This window comes from Bacillus sp. EAC (genome assembly GCF_002156875.1).
In the GTDB taxonomy this organism is placed as follows: domain Bacteria; phylum Bacillota; class Bacilli; order Bacillales; family Bacillaceae_G; genus Gottfriedia.
The window spans coordinates 79,067-92,799 of record NZ_NCSY01000009.1 but is presented as its reverse complement, the minus strand read 5'-3'; the positions used below and the strand labels follow the sequence as shown (position 1 = coordinate 92,799).

At 31.5% G+C, this 13,733-nt stretch carries 17 protein-coding genes; 5 read left to right on the top strand and 12 right to left on the bottom strand.

Going from position 1 to position 13,733, the window contains the following annotated elements; genetic code table 11:
* Positions 1 to 13: 13 nt before the first annotated feature.
* Both B7R65_RS15295 and B7R65_RS15290 read left to right on the top strand, forming a co-directional pair.
* Positions 14 to 955: a Gfo/Idh/MocA family protein gene (locus B7R65_RS15295; RefSeq protein WP_088043661.1), complete on the top strand. Its 942-nt coding sequence runs from the start codon at positions 14 to 16 to the stop codon at positions 953 to 955.
* 37 nt (positions 956 to 992) lie between these two features.
* Positions 993 to 1,418 (top strand): NUDIX hydrolase, encoded by a 426-nt coding sequence (locus B7R65_RS15290; RefSeq protein WP_088043660.1) that lies wholly within the window; start codon positions 993 to 995, stop codon positions 1,416 to 1,418.
* 86 nt (positions 1,419 to 1,504) lie between these two features.
* Here the strand turns inward: B7R65_RS15290 and B7R65_RS15285 are convergent, their stop codons facing one another.
* Positions 1,505 to 2,368 carry an AraC family transcriptional regulator gene (locus tag B7R65_RS15285; RefSeq protein WP_088043659.1) on the bottom strand — a complete coding sequence of 288 codons (864 nt, stop codon included), beginning with the start codon at positions 2,366 to 2,368 and terminating at the stop codon, positions 1,505 to 1,507.
* 153 nt (positions 2,369 to 2,521) lie between these two features.
* Positions 2,522 to 3,445: a DMT family transporter gene (locus B7R65_RS15280; RefSeq protein WP_088043658.1), complete on the bottom strand. Its 924-nt coding sequence runs from the start codon at positions 3,443 to 3,445 to the stop codon at positions 2,522 to 2,524.
* Positions 3,446 to 3,653: 208 nt separating this feature from the next.
* Here B7R65_RS15280 and B7R65_RS15275 point away from each other — a divergent pair, with 208 nt between their 5' ends.
* Positions 3,654 to 4,559 (top strand): NAD(P)/FAD-dependent oxidoreductase, encoded by a 906-nt coding sequence (locus tag B7R65_RS15275; protein ID WP_088043657.1) that lies wholly within the window; start codon positions 3,654 to 3,656, stop codon positions 4,557 to 4,559.
* Positions 4,560 to 4,585: 26 nt separating this feature from the next.
* On the opposite strand, the gene B7R65_RS15270 is transcribed toward B7R65_RS15275, so the two are convergent.
* The 4 genes from B7R65_RS15270 to B7R65_RS15255 form a co-directional block, all read right to left on the bottom strand.
* Positions 4,586 to 5,122, bottom strand: a complete 537-nt coding sequence (locus tag B7R65_RS15270) for a GNAT family N-acetyltransferase (RefSeq protein ID WP_256941358.1) — start codon at positions 5,120 to 5,122, stop codon at positions 4,586 to 4,588.
* Between the two features lie 33 nt (positions 5,123 to 5,155).
* Positions 5,156 to 5,620 carry a GNAT family N-acetyltransferase gene (locus B7R65_RS15265; RefSeq protein ID WP_088043655.1) on the bottom strand — a complete coding sequence of 155 codons (465 nt, stop codon included), beginning with the start codon at positions 5,618 to 5,620 and terminating at the stop codon, positions 5,156 to 5,158.
* A 113-nt stretch (positions 5,621 to 5,733) separates the two neighbouring features.
* On the bottom strand, positions 5,734 to 6,117 hold the full coding sequence (locus B7R65_RS15260) for a hypothetical protein (RefSeq protein ID WP_088043654.1): 384 nt from the start codon (positions 6,115 to 6,117) through the stop codon (positions 5,734 to 5,736).
* Positions 6,118 to 6,518: 401 nt separating this feature from the next.
* Positions 6,519 to 7,283: a MerR family transcriptional regulator gene (locus B7R65_RS15255; RefSeq protein WP_088043653.1), complete on the bottom strand. Its 765-nt coding sequence runs from the start codon at positions 7,281 to 7,283 to the stop codon at positions 6,519 to 6,521.
* A 171-nt stretch (positions 7,284 to 7,454) separates the two neighbouring features.
* Here B7R65_RS15255 and B7R65_RS15250 point away from each other — a divergent pair, with 171 nt between their 5' ends.
* Positions 7,455 to 8,264, top strand: coding sequence for a M15 family metallopeptidase (locus B7R65_RS15250; protein ID WP_088043652.1), 810 nt, complete (start codon positions 7,455 to 7,457; stop codon positions 8,262 to 8,264).
* A gap of 25 nt (positions 8,265 to 8,289) precedes the next feature.
* Here the strand turns inward: B7R65_RS15250 and B7R65_RS15245 are convergent, their stop codons facing one another.
* Complete coding sequence (locus B7R65_RS15245) at positions 8,290 to 8,790, bottom strand: hypothetical protein (protein ID WP_088043651.1); 501 nt, start codon at positions 8,788 to 8,790, stop codon at positions 8,290 to 8,292.
* A gap of 310 nt (positions 8,791 to 9,100) precedes the next feature.
* A complete protein-coding gene (locus B7R65_RS15240) occupies positions 9,101 to 9,859 on the bottom strand; it encodes an SDR family oxidoreductase (protein ID WP_088043650.1) in 759 nt (252 codons plus the stop codon).
* A 197-nt stretch (positions 9,860 to 10,056) separates the two neighbouring features.
* On the opposite strand from B7R65_RS15240, the gene B7R65_RS15235 reads away from it, so the two are divergent.
* A complete protein-coding gene (locus B7R65_RS15235) occupies positions 10,057 to 10,665 on the top strand; it encodes a TetR/AcrR family transcriptional regulator (RefSeq protein WP_088043649.1) in 609 nt (202 codons plus the stop codon).
* Positions 10,666 to 10,738: 73 nt separating this feature from the next.
* Here B7R65_RS15235 and B7R65_RS15230 read toward each other — a convergent pair whose 3' ends face one another.
* The 4 genes from B7R65_RS15230 to B7R65_RS15215 all read right to left on the bottom strand — a co-directional run bounded on the left by B7R65_RS15230 (position 10,739) and on the right by B7R65_RS15215 (position 13,444).
* Entirely contained in the window at positions 10,739 to 11,779 is a 1,041-nt protein-coding gene (locus tag B7R65_RS15230) for a serine hydrolase domain-containing protein (protein ID WP_088043648.1), read from the bottom strand.
* A 351-nt stretch (positions 11,780 to 12,130) separates the two neighbouring features.
* Positions 12,131 to 12,634, bottom strand: coding sequence for a hypothetical protein (locus B7R65_RS15225; protein ID WP_218780443.1), 504 nt, complete (start codon positions 12,632 to 12,634; stop codon positions 12,131 to 12,133).
* Between the two features lie 8 nt (positions 12,635 to 12,642).
* Positions 12,643 to 13,188 carry a hypothetical protein gene (locus B7R65_RS15220; protein ID WP_088043646.1) on the bottom strand — a complete coding sequence of 182 codons (546 nt, stop codon included), beginning with the start codon at positions 13,186 to 13,188 and terminating at the stop codon, positions 12,643 to 12,645.
* A gap of 46 nt (positions 13,189 to 13,234) precedes the next feature.
* Complete coding sequence (locus tag B7R65_RS15215) at positions 13,235 to 13,444, bottom strand: hypothetical protein (RefSeq protein WP_088043645.1); 210 nt, start codon at positions 13,442 to 13,444, stop codon at positions 13,235 to 13,237.
* Positions 13,445 to 13,733: the final 289 nt, after the last annotated feature.

Below are 13,733 nucleotides of genomic sequence, written 5' to 3'. Positions count from 1 at the left end.
GTGATAGTCATATATGATAAAAGTTGGCATTATTGGTCTTGGAGCTATTGGACAGCGCTTAATCCCATTATTCTTGAAACATCCCGAAATAAAAATCGTTGCCATTTGTGATACGTTAGAAGAACGGGTTCATGAAACCAGTAAAACTTTAGAAAATGTTTTAACTTACACAAGTCATAAAGAGTTACTTGAAAAAACTGATCTTGACTTGGTTTACGTTACAGTACCTCCAAAATACCATCATGCAGTTGTTTCAGATGTAATCGAAAAAGGCATAAATGTTTTATGTGAAAAGCCTTTAGCAAATTCGACTCAAGAAGCACTAAGCCTATACAATCAAGCGAAGAATAAAGGAATACTTCATGCGATGAACTTTCCTTTAAACTATAACCAAGGTAGCAAATCATTTGCTGCTCTAATTCATGAAGGTTATGTCGGGGAGTTACGAAGAATAGAATTAAAGATGCATTTTCCAATGTGGCCTAGAGCTTGGCAACAAAACGACTGGGTTGCTTCAAAAGAACAAGGTGGCTACGTTCTTGAAGTTGGCGTACATTATATTCAACAAATCCAAAAGATATTTGGTGCTGTGAAAGTCATCCATAAAAATATTCAATTTCCAAAAGACCCGAAAGCATCCGAGATTGGCATTCTTGCACATTTACAATTAGAAGATGGAACACCAATTTTAATTGATGGATTAAGCCAAATTGCCGGACAAGAAGAAATCAAATTTACAGCATATGGTTCAGAAGGTACCCTATCTTTACTTAACTGGGCCGAACTCGAAGGTGGAAAACTAGGTGAACCGATTCAACGTATTGAATCGGATAGTACACTTGCTGATTCACTAATTGATAATCTAGTGAAAGCAATTAAAGGTGACGAAGCGACAATCATTGATTTTTCAGAAGGATATGACGCTCAAATAGTTTTAGAGGCTTTAAGAGGCTAATATGAAAGCTTGATTTTTAAAAATTAGAGGTAGTAAAATGGTTAAAGTTCATTTTTATCAATTAAATACGATAGAAGATTATCTACTAAAATTTGCTGTAATCATGGCTAGATATCAAGGGAAATGGATTTTCGTAAAACATAAAGAAAGAACTACATGGGAAATTCCTGGAGGTCATCGAGAAGAGAACGAATCTATTGTTCATTCAGCAAATCGAGAACTAATAGAAGAAACTGGTGCTGAGGATTTCAACATTTCACCTGTCTGTATTTACTCTGTACATGACGGTAAATCAGAAACATTTGGTCAATTATTTTATGCTGATGTATTTAAGATTGGCGATTTACCAAATTCAGAAATTGGTGAAATTAATTTCTTTAATTCTACACCTGGAAATTTAACCTATCCTTTAATCCAGCCTTTTTTAGCAAATAAAATAGAATTAATTTATAAAAATCAATAAAGAATGTAAGTCGCAATTAATAATAAAAATCGTGCAACCTAAAAACGAAAACTTTTAGCTGCACGATTTTTATTTATATTTGTATTTTACTTTACTGGAATCCAAATTTCAGTGTAATATTTTTCACCGAAAGGATCTCCTTCTGGATATACTTCAAACTCCGGAATACCAGCATGTTCATAGCCACTTGATGGAAACCATTCCGTGAAGATTTGCCTCCATGCTTTTTGCATTGCGTGAGGCATTGGACCAGTGATTCCAAAAATTGCCCATTTCGATGCAGGAATCTCTAATTTTTCAAACCCTTCTGGAGAATCTCCCTCATGTTCTGTAGCTACCCAGTATTCTAGTAAGCTTTTAGATTTCTGCTCTTCATTCATTGTACAAACACCTAATACACCTTTTATTTGACCATTGTTTAATTCATATAAACGATCGCTCGTTCCATTTGCATTCACTTCATCCCACATTTTAGGAATATTTTGTTGTTGCTCATCATTTGCACATGAGAACTCCTTTTTAACACCTATTACTTGAAAACTTCCTTTTTCTACAATATTAAATTGCACTGGTTCTGCTCCCTTCAAACTCACCTGTATAACAAGGCGGTTATATGAATTTAGTTTTCCTATATACTTTCTTGCTTCACTTGGTGTAACGCCATGCTGCCTTCTAAATGCTTTTGCAAAAGCTTCGGGAGTGTCATATCCATACTTGAAGGCTAAATCGATTATTTTACTATCTGTTGTTGTTAATTCTTTTGCAGCTAAAGTCAAACGTCTTCGTCTTATATATTCAGCAACATTAATATTTGTAAGGATTGAGAATGTCCGCTGAAAATGAAAAGCTGACGAATTTGCTTGTTTAGCAATCTCTTCGATTAATAATTCTTCAAATAAATTTTCTTCTATATAATCTATAGCTTTTTGTAATGATTCAACCCAAGCCACATGCTTCACTCCCTTAATTACATCCTATCAATATGTATCTTCAGTCATCCTGTCTTTTTATGCTCTTTTGTGACAGACAATTTATAACGTAAACTTCAATATTGTTTCAAGAACTTCCTTCTTTTAACAAATTTTCAATTTCTCGATTAAACTTTAAGATTCCCCTTTTTGTTTTACAAATGACAAAATGATAATTGTACTAATTATGCAGACAGTTCCCATCCAATCTACCAGTCCAAAATTAACATTTAGCCAAATAACAGATAAAATGGCCGCCGATAATGGTTCAACACATGCAAGTAAACTTGTTTCTGATGCATTAATATATTTTAAGCTTTCTAAATAACAATAAAAAGCAATCAATGTTCCAAAAATGACGATAAAAACCACGGCAAAATATGAACTTACTGACCATTGTCCTTGAAAATCCCATGGTGGATTTACAAAGCTAAATACAAGCCCCCCAATCAGCATACCCCACCCTACTACAATTGTTGATCCCCATTTCTTTAAAAGATATTGAGGTTGTATTGTGTAAAATGCTAGTGCTAATGCTGAGCTAAGTCCCCAAAATAATGCCAAACCTGTGATTGATAAACGACCGATATTCCCATGTGTAACTAATAGAACTGTACCAATTAGAGCCAGAATAACTGCAACGACTTCTTTATAATTTGGGAATTGTTTATGACGCATCGCTAAATAGCATGTAATGATTACTGGAGCTAAATATTGTAAAATTGTTGCTGTTGCTGCATTTGAACTTTTAATTGCAGCAAAATAAGTATATTGAACGGATAGCATTCCTAAAATGCTAAATAAAAGAATACTATATGCATCTTTCTTAGATTTCCAAATATCAATAATATTTCTTTTTTCTTTAAAACTAGCAAAACTTAGTAAAATAATACCCGAAAATAATAATCGAATGACTACAAGCCATTCAGGACTAAATCCATTTTGTTGAAATAAAAACTGCGCAACAGTACCTGATATGCCCCATAAAACCGCTGCTGTTAATACTAGAAAAATTCCTCTTGATCTTGAATTTGTTATTGCAATTTTATCAGCACTCATTTTATCTCCTTCTTTAAAAAATGTAATCTTTATTTAGTTTAATAGTCAAATAGTAACACACTTTAAATATTCAGAAAATAACAATTGAAAGAACAATTCCAAAATATTCTTTCTTGCTTGAGAATCAAAGTTTTCCGTTTAGAAATAATGAAATTGGAAAAATTGAACATATACGAATACGTAATGAGAAGTAATTAGGAGATAGTAAATGGATAATTTTTATGAATGCGTTATAATTGGTGGCGGTTTTGCAGGGTTACAAGCTTCTATACAACTTGGTAGATACAAGCGACAAACACTTGTTATTGATTCAAATTATGGACGATCTACTTTATGTAAAACGTATCGTAATATTCTCGGTTGGCCAGGTAGTGTGAGTGGGTATGAACTACGAGAACTTGGAAAAAAACACGCTGAAATCTATGATGTATCTTTTGCAGACGATAAAGTGATTCGTGTCAAAAAGGAAAAACATTACTTCTATGTTTCTACTCAGAACGGTATGAACTATAACACGAAAACAATTTTATTAGCCACAGGGCTGTTGGATAGGATTCCTGATATCAATTATCTTGTAGATTGCCTAGGTGCATCAATCTATGTATGTCCCGATTGTGACGGCTATGAAATCTTGAATAAAAGTGTTTTAGTCCTTGGAGCAGGTGAAGTTGGAGCTAAAATGGCACTTACATTAACTTATTGGACTAAAAATATTGCATACATTAATCATGATGGTGAAGATTTACAACAAGAATTATTAACTAAGCTTAATCAACATGGGATTCATTATGAAAAGGAAAATATAAAAGAAGTAATAAAAGAAGGAGACTCTAATTTTAAAGGAATCGTTTTAAATAATGGTGAAAAACTTTATGCAGATCGTGCATTTATCGGATTTGGTGGTAATAAAGTACAAAATGAACTTGCTAAACAATTAGATATAAACTTATTAAATAATAAACACGTAATTGTTGATCCACGTACAAAAGAAACAAATGTTACAAATGTGTGGGCAGCTGGTGATCTCGTTGCCCATTCACAACAAGTAACAATTGCAATTGGCGAAGGAACACAAGCTGCCGTATGGATTCATAAGAGACTCTTTGAATTATAGTCGAACAAAGATTGGAATCTTTCTTTTCACAACTTAAATTCTAGTTGAATATCTAAAGGTTCCTTTTGAAAGATTTTTTCATTTATTTCCAAAGCTGGCATGCATCCTAATTTACGATAAAAGTGTTGGGACTCGATTGATGGGTGAGCCGCAATATATAACTTTTGAGCCCCCAACTTCTTTGCCATTTCACAGCATAATATAAAAAGGCCTTTACCAATACCTTTTTTCCTGTATTCTCTTGAAACATGAATAAAGGGTAATTCAATATATTGTTTTTGCGATCCAAAAAAATCATTATCTACATTCGCGAAACCAGCTAATTCACTTTTATAAAACGCGCCTACTACAGCCCCACCGGAATATAAACAATTTTGAAGTGATTGAATCACCTCTATTTTTTTCGCATTATTCCATTCATCAATAAAATAGTCTTCTCTTACCTTTAATAGATTATCTTCCAAAAACCAGACTTGAGTTGTTTCCTGAAATCGGTTAAAACTTTTTAAAAACGTTAAATCAATATCTTCTATTTGTAGAAGCTTATATTGAATTCCGGACATATTTCTCACTTATTTTCCTCTCTATTTTTCATCTCAAATTGTTTTTGACATAATAATATTCGTAATTTCATAACCTATTTTTTCATAAAGCAATCGTGCGATTTTGTTATGTCCAAACACGTGTAATTCAATTCGATTCATCCCTAATTCTTTTGCCTTTTTATCAATTTCAATCATTGTCTTTTTTCCGTAGCCTTTTCCTTGAAATTCATCAAAAATGATAAAGTCATATATATATCCATCCTCTTTTCGCGATGGTGAGACTAAACCCAACCAGATTACACCGACTTTTAGATTATCATTGAAGATGTTATAAACATAATGATTTTCTGTTTTTTCACGATTTGGTAACAACTGACAAAATTCATTTGTTGCTTTTAAAAGTGCCTCTTCTTCAGTCCAATTAGTGGAAGCAACCTTTTCCTTCGCATAACCTTTGATAGCTTGATGAAAATAATCGTCAAATTCAATTTCGTTTATCAAACGTAAAGTAATCATAATTGAACCTCCCTTAGTCTGAAAAATACGTGCTCTTATTTTAGTTCAACAAAAAAGCATTACTTCCTTTTCAAGAAGTAATGCTAATGGATTAAATATTTATTTCTACAACTTTAAAAGTAAATGTCAATGATCGTATACATCGTTATCATTGATAAAATATATAAAATGACAGGTATCATAATACGTAAAAACTTAGAAGGGATTTTATATTTTCTAAATACATCTTGTATGCATAAAATACATAAAAAATAAATAATCGCTGATAAGATTAATCGAATGATTTCTATATTTCCAAGTGAATTAAATGGTTGATCATAAGTTTGAAACACAAAAAATTGTACGAGGTTGAAAAGTAAAAATAACAAAAAATAGTAGAATATACTAAAAAAACCATTACTACCTTTGATTTTTTCTTGTTCTACGTGATCATGGTGCTTCCTAAAAAGCAGCCGTTTCTTATGTCTTTCTTTTCTCGGAATAAATTGTTCACCCATTGATGTACATCCTTATTTTTATTAATAGAAACATATCTCTCTTTATTGTACCTAAAATAACCCCAATTTAAAATATTTCAAACCTTATTTTAATTAATTTCTGTTAAACAAGTATTTAAAATACTATATACCATTCCATTATAACACTTAAGACGATTCCTAATACTAAACCAAAGCTACTTGTTTAATACATTTCCTTTTGCAATAGTTTAAAATCGATCAAAATTTTTTATGAAATAAATAGCTAGATTTTAGATTGATTATTTTATAATACTAAGAATTATATCAAATCCCCCCAATTTTTTTCACTTAAATTTCCAACTATTAATTTCTTAATCTTATTTCCACAAAAAAGAGCACACTATTAGATCTAACTAACAGTGCACCCCTTATAATCATAATTATTTTTTTAAACCAGTATAAATGTGAATCGCGTCTCTTAAAAATTCTGCTGTACCTGGCTGATTTTTATCATAATAAGCTGTAAAGCGCTCATCATCAACATACATTTGAGCTAAACCTGCATGCGCTTCTTTACTATATTCATTCCAAAAATATGATAACCATTGTTTATGCAAATCCGCTGCATTTTGAGCAAGTTCACATGATGGATCTCCTGTTTTAAATGCCTCAGCCAACGTATTCGTTAATTCCTCGGAAAGTCTAGTAACTTCCTCATGTTGCTCTTGTGTCATATTTTTTATTTTTGCATTTGATTTATTTACAGCTTCGTCACCATATTTCCCACGTGCTTCCTGACCGTATTTTTGCTCGTTCTCATCAATCATCTTTTGCTTAAAACCTTCGAATTTCTCTTGATCTGTCATTGTTATACTCCCTTCAGTTAATTCAATCGATTTTTCTACATTTGCAATCAATAAATCTAATTGCTTTCTTTTGTCAAGAAGCTTTTCACGATGTTCTCTTAGAGCTTTGGCTCCATTAAATGAAGGTGAAGTTACAATTTCTTTAATATGATCTAAACTAATTCCTAGCTCTCTATAAAACAAAATTTGTTGTAATCGATTAACCTCTGATTGCCCATATATTCGGTAGCCTGATGAGTTAATTCTTGCCGGCTTAAGAATTCCAATCTCATCATAATACCTTAGAGTTCTAGTGCTGATCCCTGCTAAGTTGCCAAGCTTTTGAACCGTATATTCCATGTGATTACCTCCTGACAATTTTACTTTACACCTTTACGCAACGTTAAAGTCAATTCTAATTTCTAATTTTTTTTATTTTTTAATTCATTTTTGTGAATTTTAGTTTTGCTTCGAGAAAAGAATAAAAAGACGCTAAAAGATAATGTTTAATTTGGAGGGGTACTCAATTTTATGAAAAAAGTTTTATTTGTCATTGTAATGATCTTTCTATTAAACTTCACAGCCTGTTCTAGTAAAAATAATAACTCCCCTATTCAAAATGAGAAAAATACTGAAAAACAATTAAGTAAGAAAAAAGATAAAAGCTCCCGAAACATTTCACTCACTGAAAATAATCAGCAAATTAAACTTAACAACATGAAAATATCAAATAAAAATCAAGCGATTCATACAATAACTCAACCAGCAACAATCTCTGTTTTAGTAAACAAACAATATTTCCTACCTAAAAATTACACACCTAAAAATTTAGTTTATCCTAATGTATCATTTATTTTTAAAGAAAAAATTGAAAAGAGAAAAATGAGGAAAGAGGCTGCGTTGGCATTGCAAAAATTATTTGCGGGAGCAAAAAAAGATAAGATCTTTTTAAGTGGTGTTTCAGCATATAGGTCATATGCGACACAAAAAGCTGTGTTTAATCGGTATGTAAAAGAAGATGGCTATGCTAATGCCCGAAAATATAGTGCACTCCCTGGTTCAAGTGAACATCAAACAGGCTTATCGATCGATGTCAGTAGTAGTACAGGAAAATGTGCTGCACAAAGCTGCTTTGGTAGTACGAAAGAGGCAAAATGGTTAGCATCCAAAAGCGCTAACTACGGATTTATCATTCGATATCCAAAAGGAAAAGAATCCATAACTGGCTATAAGTATGAACCTTGGCATATCCGATATGTTGGTATTTCCACATCAAAACAAATCAAAAAACGTAATCTTACACTAGAAGAATACTTACATGTATATCCAGTTTCAAAATAAAAAAATCCCATATCGGGATTTTTTTCTACTTTGTTGTAAATTCGACCATTCCGTTATCGCCGTTATAAGGTGCACCACCAGGTGTCGTTACATAACATACGATCATTCTATATTTCTTTTTAGAAGGGATATTTTGATTAAATGTAAGTAAAAAAGAATTATTATCCCCTTGTACTTTTGCGATCTTCACTTCATCGTTTGTAAGGGAATTTTGAGAATTTATTTTTCCTCTTTTACCTAATGTTGCGATACCGGTTGGCCTTAGGTCTGTCATACTTTGAATCCAATAGTTTGAAGGTTTTGTTGCTGAATTAATGTCAACCTGTTGATCGTATGTAATCAAAAGTTGATTTGTTGAAACTTGTACGATATCTGTCAACTTAGGAATCTGGTTAACTGCTTGTTTTGTCGTATTTCCTCCAAAATAAAGTTCCATATTAGTTGCTGCAGCTTTTATTGGTGACATTCCAGGAATAATTGCCAAAAGTAGCAGTGAAATAAATAGGAATATGTATAGTTTCTTCATCTTCATTTGCCTCCATGAATTTTTCTTAATCACCTATATAGTTTGAAAAAATGGCAATTACTATACAAAAAAAATACAATTTTTTACAGTTTCCATTCCATTAACTATATTTTTGAAAATATATCTGACTATTTAATCTCAGTCCAAGTTTCATATTTTCTAATATGCCCCTAATTTCTAGCCGTAAATTTATCCTTTTTATTTATTATACCTACCCCATTCCAATAAAAAAATGCACCTCTTATCGTTAGACTTAGCCTAACAATTTGAGATGCATTTCAATACTATATTTGTGAATTTAAACCAAAAATCAATAAGCAGTCCAACCTGCATCTGCAGTAATTACTGTACCGTTAACAAAGCTTGATTCATCAGTAGCAAGGAATAAGGCAACATTCGCAATTTCTTCTGCCTTACCCATTCGTGGATTTACTGCCATTCCTGGTTGTGTACGTCTTATTCCAAACTCATTTATATTTGTCATTGAAGCCCCAATATTTGTCTCAACTCCACCAGGAGCAATCGCATTACAACGAATACCGTCTTGTGCATACATAAATCCTGTATTCTTTGTAAATCCAACTACCGCATGCTTAGATGCAGTGTAAGCAGCTCCTGCACGAGCCCCCTGCAATCCACCTGCTGAAGCTATATTTATAATAACTCCTTTTTGTTTTTCTAGGAATATTGGTAATGCTTTACGAGTAGCACGCATGACACTTGTTGTATTAATTGCAAAGATTCTCTCCCATTTATCATCCTCAATGTTACCGGCAGGTTCAAAATTATCCATAATCCCAGCATTATTAACTAAAATATCTAGTGTTCCAAAAGTATTAACTGCTACGTCGATTAGATTTTGTATATCTTCCTCATTTGCAACATTAGCCAGTACAGCTACCGCTTCTCCACCAGTTGATTTTATTTCTTCCACAGTTTGATTAGCTGCCTCAATGTTAATGTCAGAAACAACAACCTTTGCTCCTTCTTTACCATAAGTAATTGCAATTGCTTTCCCCATACCTGAAGCTGCGCCAGTGACAACAGCTACCTTATTTTGAAGTCTCATTTTTATTTACCTCCATTTGAATTGTAACCGATTTCACAATTTTATTGAACATCTGTTGCTTTTCTTAAATCTACATATAGTATAATGAATTAAGATTACTATCTTCAATCAGCAAAAAAGGCTTGAAATGTTGAATATCCAACAAACGTATTAATCTTTGTTTATTAACATTCATTTTTGAACATTAGAGGTGTTAAATGTCTACTATAAATACTGACAAAAGAATTATTAAATCCAAAAAGGCCTTAAAAGAAGCAATGATTACATTAATGCAAAAGAAAGACTTTAAAGAGATCACTGTGAAGGATCTTGTCTTCTCAGCAGATGTAAATCGCGGAACTTTTTATAAACATTATCAGTTTAAAGAAGATATTCTGAATGAGATTATTGATGATGTCATAAATGATTTAATTGAATCTTATCGCGAACCATATAAGGACATGGAAACATTTGAAATTAGTAAACTTACATCTAATGGAATCAAAGTATTTGAACATGTTCATAAATACTCAAATTTCTATTCACTTATAGTGCAATCGAATATACTAACTGGATTCCAACGCAAAATTTGTGATGTGCTAAAGAATCTATCCCTACAAGACCTTATTGTCCATAACTCTAACAATTTAATTAATAGAGAACTAGTTGCAAGTTATCATTCGCATGCTATTTTTGGCATGATTATCGAATGGATTAATGACGGATTCAAATATAGTCCAAGTTATATGGCAGAACAACTATTAGCCATCATAACTAGCAATGCAGCAAACTCTATTTATAAGTCGAATAATAAAGAAAAGAGTTAAAGAAGTTTCATCTTTAACTCTTTGTTATAATCATTCTTTTAATTTTGAAAACTGTCTTACGATATATAAGAATTTAATTCAATATGGAAGATACTAAATTACCAAAATCTTTAATATCTCTTAAATAGTCATAACCGGCTGGATTTCCAATCTTATTGTACATACGGACTGCTACTGCTTTATATTCTGGTATAACTAATACTGTGCATCCAGATGCACCTAAAATTTGATAGGATTTTGATGGAAGGTTTTCTCCTAATTCACTATCAAGATATGAGTTTTCATTCCTAAACCAAAAAAAGCCGTTTTGATGAGTATTAACCATTTCTTTTGGTGTTTGAATTGCAGTTGTTAATTCAAATAACCTACTTGGTAAATACTGCTTTCCATTTATATTTCCTTTATTAAGATGTAAAAAACCCCAGTGGGCAAGTTCTCTTGCACTTACATATAAATTCCTTTCAAACCCTGTGTCATCATCTAATCTAATTTTTGGATCTTCTGATGATTCGAATACATCGGCTATAAGACTCTTTTTATTTGTGGTTTCCCAACCAGTCTCAGTAAATTCTAAAGGATCCAATACATATTCTCTGATAAATTGATTAACATTCTTACCTGTAGTTCTCATTATAATTTTATATAGTAATGAAAGCCCAGCTCCATTATAATCCCAACAAGTTCCTGGAGAAGCATACTTTATCAGATTCCCTTTTTCAAATTCCAATCCATGTGTATGGGTTACCAAATGTCGTATTGTTATGCCTTTACTAATTTCCTCATCTATATCCTCTAAATAATTCGATATGTCATCATCTAAATTTTTGATTTTCCCGTCATTTAAAAGGATTGCAACTACCAATCCGATATAGCTTTTACGCGCGGAATATATATTAAATCGAGAATCTTCTTCTATTTTTTGTTTTGTTGTAGGATTATATCCCGAATACCATTCACCTATCACTTTATTTTCCTTGATTATGTATACAGCTGATGCAGATGCATCGATTTGCTTTTTGATATCTTCCACATAATTATAAATTAAATTTAATCGTTCTGATTTCTCGTATAGTAAACACTGTTGTATTTTATTAGTCGACTGATTTTTAATCATATCCTTTACACTCCCCTCATGCTAACGTGAATCTGAAATATTACTATCTATTATTCTATTAGATAAATCAATTTTAAGCGTTAGCTTATTAAACAGTCTTTTTCTCGTTACTAACCATAGATTCTTCCTCCAATCGATTAAATAACTAAATGTTGTCCATCTGACCTAAAATCAGAAAAATTTCTTAGCTATTTATCAAAACTATTAGACTTCAAAAGTTCTCCAATTAATCTATTTCAGTTACAGATTTCGACAAATCTCATTATTCTCCTTTAAAACTAACTTCAATCAAACTGAACATGACCTCAATAAAAAAAGTCGCATTAGCGACTTAAAAAATTCGTTTATTATTTAATACACCATCACATCTCTAATAGCTTTCGTAATTTGTTCAATTTGTCCCTGAAACATCATCGAAGGAATAAATAGTGATTCTTCTTCTGGATGAGCAATCACGAGATAAGCGCTATATGAAGCAGTTTGTTTATATCGATACTGTAAATTGACTCGAGTAATATGATGGGCTTTAATTGTTCGTTTGAATCGCCAATGTTTATAAGTAACACCATTTTCATTGACTGTAATAGCCATACTTCGTATATAACCGATGTATGCTAAAAATAAACTGTAGATCAAAGCAACTAGAATATATGTCTTAACTGTTCGTGGTAAGCCGTTTTCTTGAATGAAAAAGATAAAGCATCCGGTACTAATTAAAAACAAAATACTAACCAACACATGTGACAATATCCCGCTATTACGAAAAATCATATCCCACACCTCTTTTTTATTTCTTCTTGGTGTTAGTTTATGCATGGAATATTCGGAATAAACGTCTTGTACTAACTCAAACATAAATTAGATTAGTCTTTTTCGATAATTTGCTTTCCTTCTTTATCAAAAAATTCATAGTTAATTTCATATCCATGATCTATCTCTTTTGGCAGTTTATCTAATTTGAAAAAAGAAGCAGAATTTTCTCCTACACTCAACTCAGTCTCGATTAACTTTTTTCCATTTGCCTTCATTTTCATTTTTGCTATCTGATTTTCTCCATTAGTAACTATAAGTACTTCATCCAGTGACAGTCTGATTGAGAAAATAGAAAGTGATTCATTTGACCTTTTTTCTGCATATTGCCATTTATAGTTTCCTATCTTATTTTTAGAAAAAAGTAAATATGAAGGACTATTATTATATAAAAATGGCACAAGTCGATCGTTTTTTGAATCGATAATTTTTAGAATTTTAATTGAGTCTTTGTTTTCATATCCTTCAAGTGAACAAATAACTTTAATAATATTTTGCTTATTGTTGCCATTCATTAAGAAAGTCGGCTTAAAGAATTGATATAGAATGATTAAAATAATGATTAGTAAAAATATAATAGTATTTTTGTATTTTAGCATTAAACTCCACCTTTAAAAGAACGATTCCACAATCACAGAATAATTCTTATCTCTTATCTTCACTAATAACTTTAAGTAATTCTTCAATCTTTTCATTTCTTTCTTGATCCAATTTTATTTTCACTTTCATGAACTTCAATACTTTTAGCACAAAATAAATACCAATAATAAGAAGCATGATCTTAATGATGAATGGGATAAAAGTAAGAAAAATCAATGCACCATCCGATGCAAACAATGTATCACCGTGAAGCATATTAAACCTCCAATCGTATTTTTGATCTACAATATTAAACATACCTTATAGAACTAATAGACTTTACTTCAATAAAAAAAGCCGCATTAGCGACTCATGATTATGTTAATCTAACGCATTTGTTTATTCAATATGAAAACTTAAATATCCTTTTCTATATTCAACTCATAATGGATTAGATGCCGATATCCGATATATATTTATCGTACTAATACCCTTTACTCTCAAAATGTTTAACACTTTATCTAAACTATGGATATAAATGTTCTTTTTATTCTGAAAATACAGA

Excerpts from the sequence above, each read along its gene's own strand:
- B7R65_RS15225 (WP_218780443.1), bottom strand. The coding sequence starts at position 12,634 with ATGTTTGAGTTAGTACAAGACGTTTATTCCGAATATTCCATGCATAAA.
- B7R65_RS15260 (WP_088043654.1), bottom strand. The coding sequence starts at position 6,117 with ATGGGTGAACAATTTATTCCGAGAAAAGAAAGACATAAGAAACGGCTG.
- B7R65_RS15245 (WP_088043651.1), bottom strand. The coding sequence starts at position 8,790 with ATGAAGAAACTATACATATTCCTATTTATTTCACTGCTACTTTTGGCA.
- B7R65_RS15270 (WP_256941358.1), bottom strand. The coding sequence starts at position 5,122 with ATGTCCGGAATTCAATATAAGCTTCTACAAATAGAAGATATTGATTTA.
- B7R65_RS15295 (WP_088043661.1), top strand. The coding sequence starts at position 14 with ATGATAAAAGTTGGCATTATTGGTCTTGGAGCTATTGGACAGCGCTTA.
- B7R65_RS15215 (WP_088043645.1), bottom strand. The coding sequence starts at position 13,444 with ATGCTTCACGGTGATACATTGTTTGCATCGGATGGTGCATTGATTTTT.
- B7R65_RS15235 (WP_088043649.1), top strand. The coding sequence starts at position 10,057 with ATGTCTACTATAAATACTGACAAAAGAATTATTAAATCCAAAAAGGCC.
- B7R65_RS15280 (WP_088043658.1), bottom strand. The coding sequence starts at position 3,445 with ATGAGTGCTGATAAAATTGCAATAACAAATTCAAGATCAAGAGGAATT.
- B7R65_RS15230 (WP_088043648.1), bottom strand. The coding sequence starts at position 11,779 with ATGATTAAAAATCAGTCGACTAATAAAATACAACAGTGTTTACTATAC.
- B7R65_RS15275 (WP_088043657.1), top strand. The coding sequence starts at position 3,654 with ATGGATAATTTTTATGAATGCGTTATAATTGGTGGCGGTTTTGCAGGG.
- B7R65_RS15265 (WP_088043655.1), bottom strand. The coding sequence starts at position 5,620 with ATGATTACTTTACGTTTGATAAACGAAATTGAATTTGACGATTATTTT.
- B7R65_RS15290 (WP_088043660.1), top strand. The coding sequence starts at position 993 with ATGGTTAAAGTTCATTTTTATCAATTAAATACGATAGAAGATTATCTA.
- B7R65_RS15240 (WP_088043650.1), bottom strand. The coding sequence starts at position 9,859 with ATGAGACTTCAAAATAAGGTAGCTGTTGTCACTGGCGCAGCTTCAGGT.
- B7R65_RS15220 (WP_088043646.1), bottom strand. The coding sequence starts at position 13,188 with ATGCTAAAATACAAAAATACTATTATATTTTTACTAATCATTATTTTA.
- B7R65_RS15255 (WP_088043653.1), bottom strand. The coding sequence starts at position 7,283 with ATGGAATATACGGTTCAAAAGCTTGGCAACTTAGCAGGGATCAGCACT.
- B7R65_RS15250 (WP_088043652.1), top strand. The coding sequence starts at position 7,455 with ATGAAAAAAGTTTTATTTGTCATTGTAATGATCTTTCTATTAAACTTC.